This window comes from Acidisphaera sp. L21, assembly GCF_009765685.1.
In the GTDB taxonomy this organism is placed as follows: Bacteria; Pseudomonadota; Alphaproteobacteria; order Acetobacterales; family Acetobacteraceae; genus LMUY01.
Genome location: NZ_LMUY01000121.1, coordinates 1 through 6,822, shown reverse-complemented (window position 1 = coordinate 6,822; position 6,822 = coordinate 1). Strand labels below are relative to the sequence as shown.

Genomic DNA, 6,822 nt, shown 5'->3' with positions numbered 1-6,822 from the left:
CCATCACCGCGGCGGCGAAAGCCGCCAGCCCCGGATCGCGCATGGCGGAGGCGATGGTTTCCTCCCCAGCCAAGTAGCCGAGATAGGCGAGGGCGGAGTGGCTGGCGTTGAGCAGGCGCAGCTTCATTGCCTCGAACGGCGCAACATCGGCGACCATTGTGGCGCCAGCCTGTTCCCAGGCGGGACGGCCGGCGGGGAAGCGGTCCTCGATGATCCATTGGGTGAAGGGTTCGGCGATGACGGGCCAGGCATCGTCCAAGCCCAGGACGCTGCCCACGCGCGCACGGTCCTCCGGCGTGGTAGCGGGGACGATGCGGTCGACCATGGTGTCGGGGCTGGCGATCTCACCGGTGATGAAGCTGCCGAGATCGGGCGATTGCAGGGCGGCGAAGCGTGCGAGCAGGCGGTGCACCGTGGCGCCGTTCGACGGGAGGTTGTCGCAGCAGAGGATGGTGAACGGCCGCAGCCCCAGGCTGCGGCGCCGGGCGATGGCGGCGGCCAGGAAGCCGAGGGCGGAACGGGGGAGGGTGGGGTTGGCCAAGTCATGCAGGATGTCTGGGTGGGACTCGTCCAGCAGCCCGGTAGCGGCGTCGCGGCAGTAGGCTTTTTCGGTGACGGTGAGGCTGACGATGGCGGTGGCGGGCGCAGACATCACGGTCAGCAAGGCGGCCGGGCTCTCGGGGGCGACGAGGGATTGGTGGACGCTGCCGATGACGGCCAGGCTGTCCGACTCGCCGCGGGTGTTGACCGTGTAGAGGCCGTTTTGCGGGGCAAGGGCGTCGCGGGTGGCGGGATTGCGCAGGCTGGCGGCGGCAATGCCCCAGCGCAGATCGCCGGCCGCGAGCACGTGTTCGGTATAGACGGCCTGGTGGGCGCGGTGGAAGGCGCCGAGGCCGAGATGAACGATGCCGGTTTGCAGGGCGGTGCGGTCGTAGCCGGGGCGGGTGACGGTGCCGGGTAGGTCGGACAACGTGGCGTTGCAGAGGCGAGACATGGCTAGAGGGCGAAGCCATGCTGGTGGGCCAGAGCGGTCATGACGCCGCGGATTTCCGCCAGGCCGCGCATGCGCCCGATGGCCGGGTACCCGGGGTGGGTGGCTTTGCCAACGTCATCCAACATTTCGTGGCCGTGGTCGGGGCGAAAGGGCAGGCGCCAATGCGGGTCGGAGGCTTTCTGGCGGCGCTGCTGTTCCGTCAGTAGCGCTTGGACGACGGCGACCATGTCGGTGCCGCCGCCGAGATGGTCTGCCTCCATGAACGAGCCATCCGGGTCGGTGCTGACGTTGCGGAGATGGACGAAGTGGATGCGGTCGGCAAAGCGCTTGGCAATGGCGGGCAGATCGTTGGCCGGGCGCGCGCCGAGTGAGCCCGTGCAGAGGGTGAGGCCGTTGGAGGGGGACGGGACAGCGTCGAGGATAAAGGCGATGTCATCCGCGGTGGAGGTGATGCGGGGCAGGCCGAGTAGCGGGCGGGGCGGGTCGTCCGGGTGGATGGCCATGCGTACGCCAGCTTGCTCCGCGGTCGGAATGATTTCTTCCAGAAAGCGGACGAGGTTGGCGCGGAGTTTGGCGTGGTCCACCTGAGCATAGCGGGCCAGCATGGTGCGGAGGCCGGCGATGTCGTACCGGTCGAACGCGCCGGGGAGCCCCGCCATGATGGTGGCGAGGAGGCTGCGCTTTGTGTCCTCCGTGGCTGCATCGAACCAGTGTTTGGCGCGGTCGAGCACATCCCGGGAATAATCCGCCGCGGCACCCGGTCGGGCGAGCATGTGGACGTCGAAGGCGGCGAATTCATGGGCATTGAAACGGAGCGCGGTGGCGCCGCCGGGTAGGGGGTAGCGGAGTTGGGTGCGAGCCCAGTCCAGCACGGGCATGAAGTTGTAGCAGACCGTGTCGATGCCGGCGCCGCCGAGGTTACGGAGGGATTCGCGGTAGGTTTCGTAGAATTCCTTGGCCCCGTCTTCCGCGAGCTTGATGCTTTCGTGGACCTGGATGCTTTCCACCACGCTCCAGCGTAGGCCGAGGGATTTGTCGGTCTCGATGATGGATTTGCGTTCTGTGACGGCGTCTTTCGTCCATGCGGTTCCGGTAGGGATGTCGTGCAGGGAGGTGACGATGCCGGTGGCGCCCACCTGGCAGATGTCGGACAGGGTGATGAGATCGTTTGGCCCCCACCAGCGCCAGGTCTGTTCCATCGATTTGTCCTTATTCGGGTTCGTCGGAGTGGGTGCCGCTGCCTTCGAAGAAATCCTCGTGGGCTGTGGCGATACGACCGATGGCGGCGAAGGCGGTGCGGAGATGGGCGGTCATGATGCGCACGGCCCCCGCTGGGTCATGCGCGGCCACGCAATCCACAATGCCGCGGTGTTGGTCCATGATCATGCTGGGCCATTCCTCGTCCCCCAATGACAGGAACCGGACGCGGTCCAGTTGTGCCTTCGCCCCGGTGATGACCTGCCAAACGAACGGGCGTCCGGCGATCGTCATCAACGTGCGGTGCATCGCCTCGTCGAGTGCGAAGAAGGTTGCGAAGTTGCGGGATTTCATCGCGGCCGTTTGGTCGGCGAGCAGGGTGCGTAGGACGCCGATCGCCGGGTCGGTAGCGGCGCGGGCAGCGTCGGCCACGGCACGGCATTCCAGGGTTTCCCGGACGAACTGGCTGTCGTAGACGGCGGGGATGTTGATGGGGGCGACGAAGGTGCCAACCTGGGGGATGACGCGGATGAACCCGTCCTCCCCCAGGCGCCAGAAGACTTCGCGGACGGGCGTGCGGCTGAGGCCGTAATGCTCGGCAACCTTGGTTTCGGAGAGGGCCTGGCCGGGGGTGAGCTCGCCGCGCACGATTTGACCGTGCAGGTCTTCGTAGACCTGCTGCCCGGTGGCGCGTGGCGCCATTTTGGCGAGGTTGTCCAGGCGGGCCATGATGGTGGGCTAGCCGTGGATGCTGCTAAGGAATTGGCGAGCGCGCTCGGTTTTTGGCGCGGCGATCATGGCGCGGGGGTCGCCGTCCTCCACGATCTTGCCCTGGTCCATGAACACCATGCGGGTACCGACATCGGCGGCGAAGCGGATTTCGTGCGTGACGACAAGCATGGTCCGGCCCTCCTTCGCGAGATCGCGCATGACCCCCAGAACGTCGCCGACGGTTTCCGGATCCAGGGCGGAGGTGGGCTCGTCGAACATCAGCAAGTGGGGTTGGGCGCAGAGCGCACGGGCGATGGCGACGCGTTGCTGCTCCCCGCCGGAGAGTTGCGAGGGGTAGGCGTTGATGCGGTGGGACAGGCGGACCTTCTCGAACAACGCGCGGGCGCGTTCCTCGACGGTTTTCTTTGCCTCCTTATGCACGACCATCGGCGCCAGCATGACATTCTGCAGCGCGGTGAGGTGGGGGTAGAGGTTGAAATGTTGGAAGATCATGCCAACGCGCTTGCGGACGGCGCCGATGCTGCGGGGTAGGACGGCGGTGCCCTCGAAACTGATCTGGCCGCCCTGGATCTGCTCCAGCCCGTTCACGCAGCGCAGCAGGGTGGATTTGCCGGTGCCGGAGGGGCCGACGAAACACACGATCTCCCCGGCGTTCACCGTCATGCTGACGGTATCGAGGATGGTGCGCGAACCGAAGCGTTTGACAATCGAGTCGAGTTGCAGGACCGGGTTCATGCCATGGCTCCGACAGTGTCCAAGCGTCGCCCGATGTGGAAGCGGCGTTCCAGCGCGCCACCACCGAGCGAGATGGCATAGTTGATGAGGAAGTAGATGACCGCGAGGGCGAGCAGCGGGATGAACCCGCCATCGGTGGAATCGCGGATGAGCAGGCCCGTCTTGGTGAGTTCGATGTAGCCTATGATGGAGGCGAGCGAGCTTTCCTTCAGCGTGGTGATGAAGACACCGACGGAGGGGGGAAGCACGACGCGGATGGCCTGGGGGGCGATGACGTAGCGCATCGTCTGGATCGGGGTGAGGCCGGCCGCCTGCGCAGCCTCCCACTGGCCGCGGCCGACGCTTTGAATGCCGGCTCGTACGACCTCGGACATGGTGGAACTGGCGTGCAGCGCGAGGGCGACAGTGGCGGCGGTGAAGGGGGAGATGTCGATGCCCAGAACCAGCGGCACGCCGAAATAGCAGAAGAACATGACGATGAGGATGGGGACGGAACGCCAGAACTCCGTATAGACCAGCGCAAGCAGCCGTAGGATGCGCCAACGCGACAGGCGCAGCAGGGCGATGCCGGTGCCGCCCACGGCGCCTACCAGCATGCCAAGCCAGGACAGCCACAACGTGATGCCGGCGGCGCGCAGGATGAGGGGGGCGTAGGCGAGCCAATCGACGGTCATCGCGCGACGGCCCCCTGGCGAAAGAGCATGCGGCCGATGCCGAGGCGGCCGAGGTTCACCGCCTGGCACAGCACGAGGTAGACGATGGCGGCGACCACGAAGGTTTCGAAAAAGCGGAACGAGGTGGAGCCGACGGTTTCCATCCAGGACGCGACCTCGTCCACTGCGATGGCGGAGGCAAGCGAGGAGGCGAGGATCACCGCGATCACCTGGTTGCCAAGCGGGGCGTAGATGGTGCGGAAGACCTGGGGAAACACGACGTAGCGGAAGGTCTGCAGGGCGGTGAGGCCCTGGGCGTGCGCCGCCTCGAATTGACCCGGCGCCACCGCGATGAGTCCGGCACGCAGGATTTCCGCCATGTAACCGGCACTGTTGAGCGACAGGCCGATAAGGGCGGCATTGAACGAGGACAAGCGAATGCCAATGGAGGGGCCGGCGAAATAGACGATGTAGAGGATGACGAGCAACGGCGTGTTGCGCATCACCTCCACATAGGCAGCGCCTATGAAGCGGAGTAGGCGGGAGTGGCTGCGGCGGAGGATGGCAATGCCGGCGCCCAGTACGATGCTGATGACGATGGCCAGCAGCGATAGCGCGAGGGTGAGGCCGGCCGCCTGCCAGAGGGTGCCGAGATACGGGTAGATCGTCCGTAGGGTAAAGGTGTAGCCCATGATCCCGGCAACCCGTTCGGCGGCTTAGAAGTGCGCGGTGATGGCGGGCTGGTCGAAGCCGAACCACTTCTTGAACATGGTTGCGTTGTCACCGGAGGCGTTGAACTGTTCCACGAACAGGTTCAGCACGCGGTGCAGATCCGCATCGCCGGCGGGCATGCCGATGGCAATTTCGGCCCGGGCCAGCGAACCGTCGAGTTGGCGCAGCTTGCCGGGGCGGTCCTTGATGGCTTGGGTGTTGTAGAAATCATCCTCCGCCATGCCGTCGACCTGGCCGGAAAGTAGCGCGCTCATCTCGTCCGCCTGGGTGTTGAAGCGGGTGATGGTAGCCTTGGGCAGGGCGGCGGGAACCGCACGCTCGGCAGTGCCGCCGCGGGAGATGGCGATCTTGATGCCTTCGCCGGTGCCCATATCGGTGATGGCGCGGGCCTTGTTGCCGTCCAGAACCAGCATGCGCATGGTGGTGACGAGGTATGGGTCGGTAAACGCGATCGTCATCGACCGTTCCACGTTGCGGGTGAAGTCGGCGATGGTGACGTCCACCTTATGCGTCTGCAACGAGGTGACGCGGCCGGGGATGTCGGTCACCACGAATTCTGGCTTCACCTTCAGCGCATCGGCCAGGCGCTTGGCGATGTCGATGTCGTAGCCCTCCGGATCCCCACTCGGCGTCACTTTGCTGTAGGGCGGCAGGCTGGGTAGCACCGCGATCCGCAGCGTCCCGCGGGAGATGATCTGCTGCAGCACACTCGGCGTCTGCGCCCGAGCCGAGCCGGCGGTGATCGCCAACGCGGCGGTGCAGGCCAGCAGACAGCGCAGCATGGTTCGGCGGCTGGACATGGCGTTCGGTTCCCCTGGTGTTCGTTCTGGCAGCGGTTCGCCCGCCACTCTTGTATCCTTGGATACAAGCTGCTTCAGTGCCGGTCAACCAAATGCTCGCCCGTTCATGAGGCGACGCCTGGGAGGAGGAATTCCGATGATGACTTCCGTCGCAACAATGCGCCGCCGGATCGCCACGGCGCTGGTAGGGCTGTGCCTCACCGCCGGGTCCGCCATGTCGGCCGACCTGCCACCGCCGCCCGCGCCCGGCGCCAGCCCCCGGGTCGACGCCATCCGCAAATCCGGCACGCTGCGCGTCGGCGTGCTGTCCAATCCACCCTGGCTGGTCGAAAACACCACCGGCAGCGGCGAGGCATGGGCTGGCCCGGCCTGGGTGCTGGCGCAGGACTACGCCAAGGCGCTGGGCGTCAAACTCGCCCCCATCCCCGTCTCCCACGAGACCAAGGTGCCGGTGCTCGCATCCAACCAGGTGGACATGACGATCTCCCCCCTGTCCGTCACGCCCGAGCGGGAGAAGGTTGTGGACTTCGTCACCTATTCCAGCACCAGCCTCTGCATGATCGGCCGCGCCGACAATCCGAAGCTGCGCGACGCCAAATCCATCGACGATTTGGACAAGCCGGACGTCACCATCGCCTACTTCACCGGCGGCGGCGAGGAGAACTGGGTCAAGAAGCGCTTCCCCCACGCCACCCTGCGCGGTGTGTCCACCGCCGGCACTGCCGTCCCGCTGGAGGAACTGATGGGCCGCCGCGCCGACGTCAGCCCGATCAACCGCGTCCCCTGGGTGGCGCTGAACCGCAAGGTCAAAGGCCTCGCCGCCCTGCCGCGCGAAAACAACTGCCAGGACAGCAAGGAACAAGCGACCGATATCGGCTCCGCCATCGACAAGAACCAGACCGTCTTTCTGGACTGGCTGCGCGCCATGACAACCGCGCTGCACCCGCAGGTCCAGGCCGACGAACTCCGCATCATCGGA

At 66.1% G+C, this 6,822-nt stretch carries 8 protein-coding genes; 1 reads left to right on the top strand and 7 read right to left on the bottom strand.

What is annotated here, in order from left to right; genetic code table 11:
- From GSQ76_RS23170 to GSQ76_RS23140, 7 genes are all read right to left on the bottom strand, one after another.
- A partial coding sequence (locus tag GSQ76_RS23170) for a mannitol dehydrogenase family protein (RefSeq protein WP_158746482.1) occupies positions 1-994 on the bottom strand: 994 nt, incomplete at its 3' end.
- Positions 995-996: 2 nt separating this feature from the next.
- On the bottom strand, positions 997-2,193 hold the full coding sequence (gene uxuA / locus GSQ76_RS23165; protein WP_158746481.1) for a mannonate dehydratase: 1,197 nt from the start codon (positions 2,191-2,193) through the stop codon (positions 997-999).
- Between the two features lie 10 nt (positions 2,194-2,203).
- Positions 2,204-2,920 carry a GntR family transcriptional regulator gene (locus tag GSQ76_RS23160; protein ID WP_158746480.1) on the bottom strand — a complete coding sequence of 239 codons (717 nt, stop codon included), beginning with the start codon at positions 2,918-2,920 and terminating at the stop codon, positions 2,204-2,206.
- 9 nt (positions 2,921-2,929) lie between these two features.
- Positions 2,930-3,658: an amino acid ABC transporter ATP-binding protein gene (locus tag GSQ76_RS23155; RefSeq protein ID WP_158746479.1), complete on the bottom strand. Its 729-nt coding sequence runs from the start codon at positions 3,656-3,658 to the stop codon at positions 2,930-2,932.
- Positions 3,655-4,332 (bottom strand): amino acid ABC transporter permease, encoded by a 678-nt coding sequence (locus GSQ76_RS23150; protein ID WP_158746478.1) that lies wholly within the window; start codon positions 4,330-4,332, stop codon positions 3,655-3,657. The genes GSQ76_RS23155 and GSQ76_RS23150 overlap by 4 nt, the downstream gene beginning before the upstream one ends.
- Positions 4,329-5,003: an amino acid ABC transporter permease gene (locus tag GSQ76_RS23145; protein WP_158746477.1), complete on the bottom strand. Its 675-nt coding sequence runs from the start codon at positions 5,001-5,003 to the stop codon at positions 4,329-4,331. Before GSQ76_RS23145 ends, GSQ76_RS23150 begins: the two co-directional genes overlap by 4 nt.
- Positions 5,004-5,027: 24 nt before the next feature.
- Entirely contained in the window at positions 5,028-5,843 is an 816-nt protein-coding gene (locus GSQ76_RS23140; RefSeq protein ID WP_216851245.1) for a transporter substrate-binding domain-containing protein, read from the bottom strand.
- A 136-nt stretch (positions 5,844-5,979) separates the two neighbouring features.
- Here GSQ76_RS23140 and GSQ76_RS23135 point away from each other — a divergent pair.
- Positions 5,980-6,822: ABC transporter substrate-binding protein (locus tag GSQ76_RS23135; protein WP_216851244.1), on the top strand; the 843-nt coding region annotated here is incomplete at its 3' end.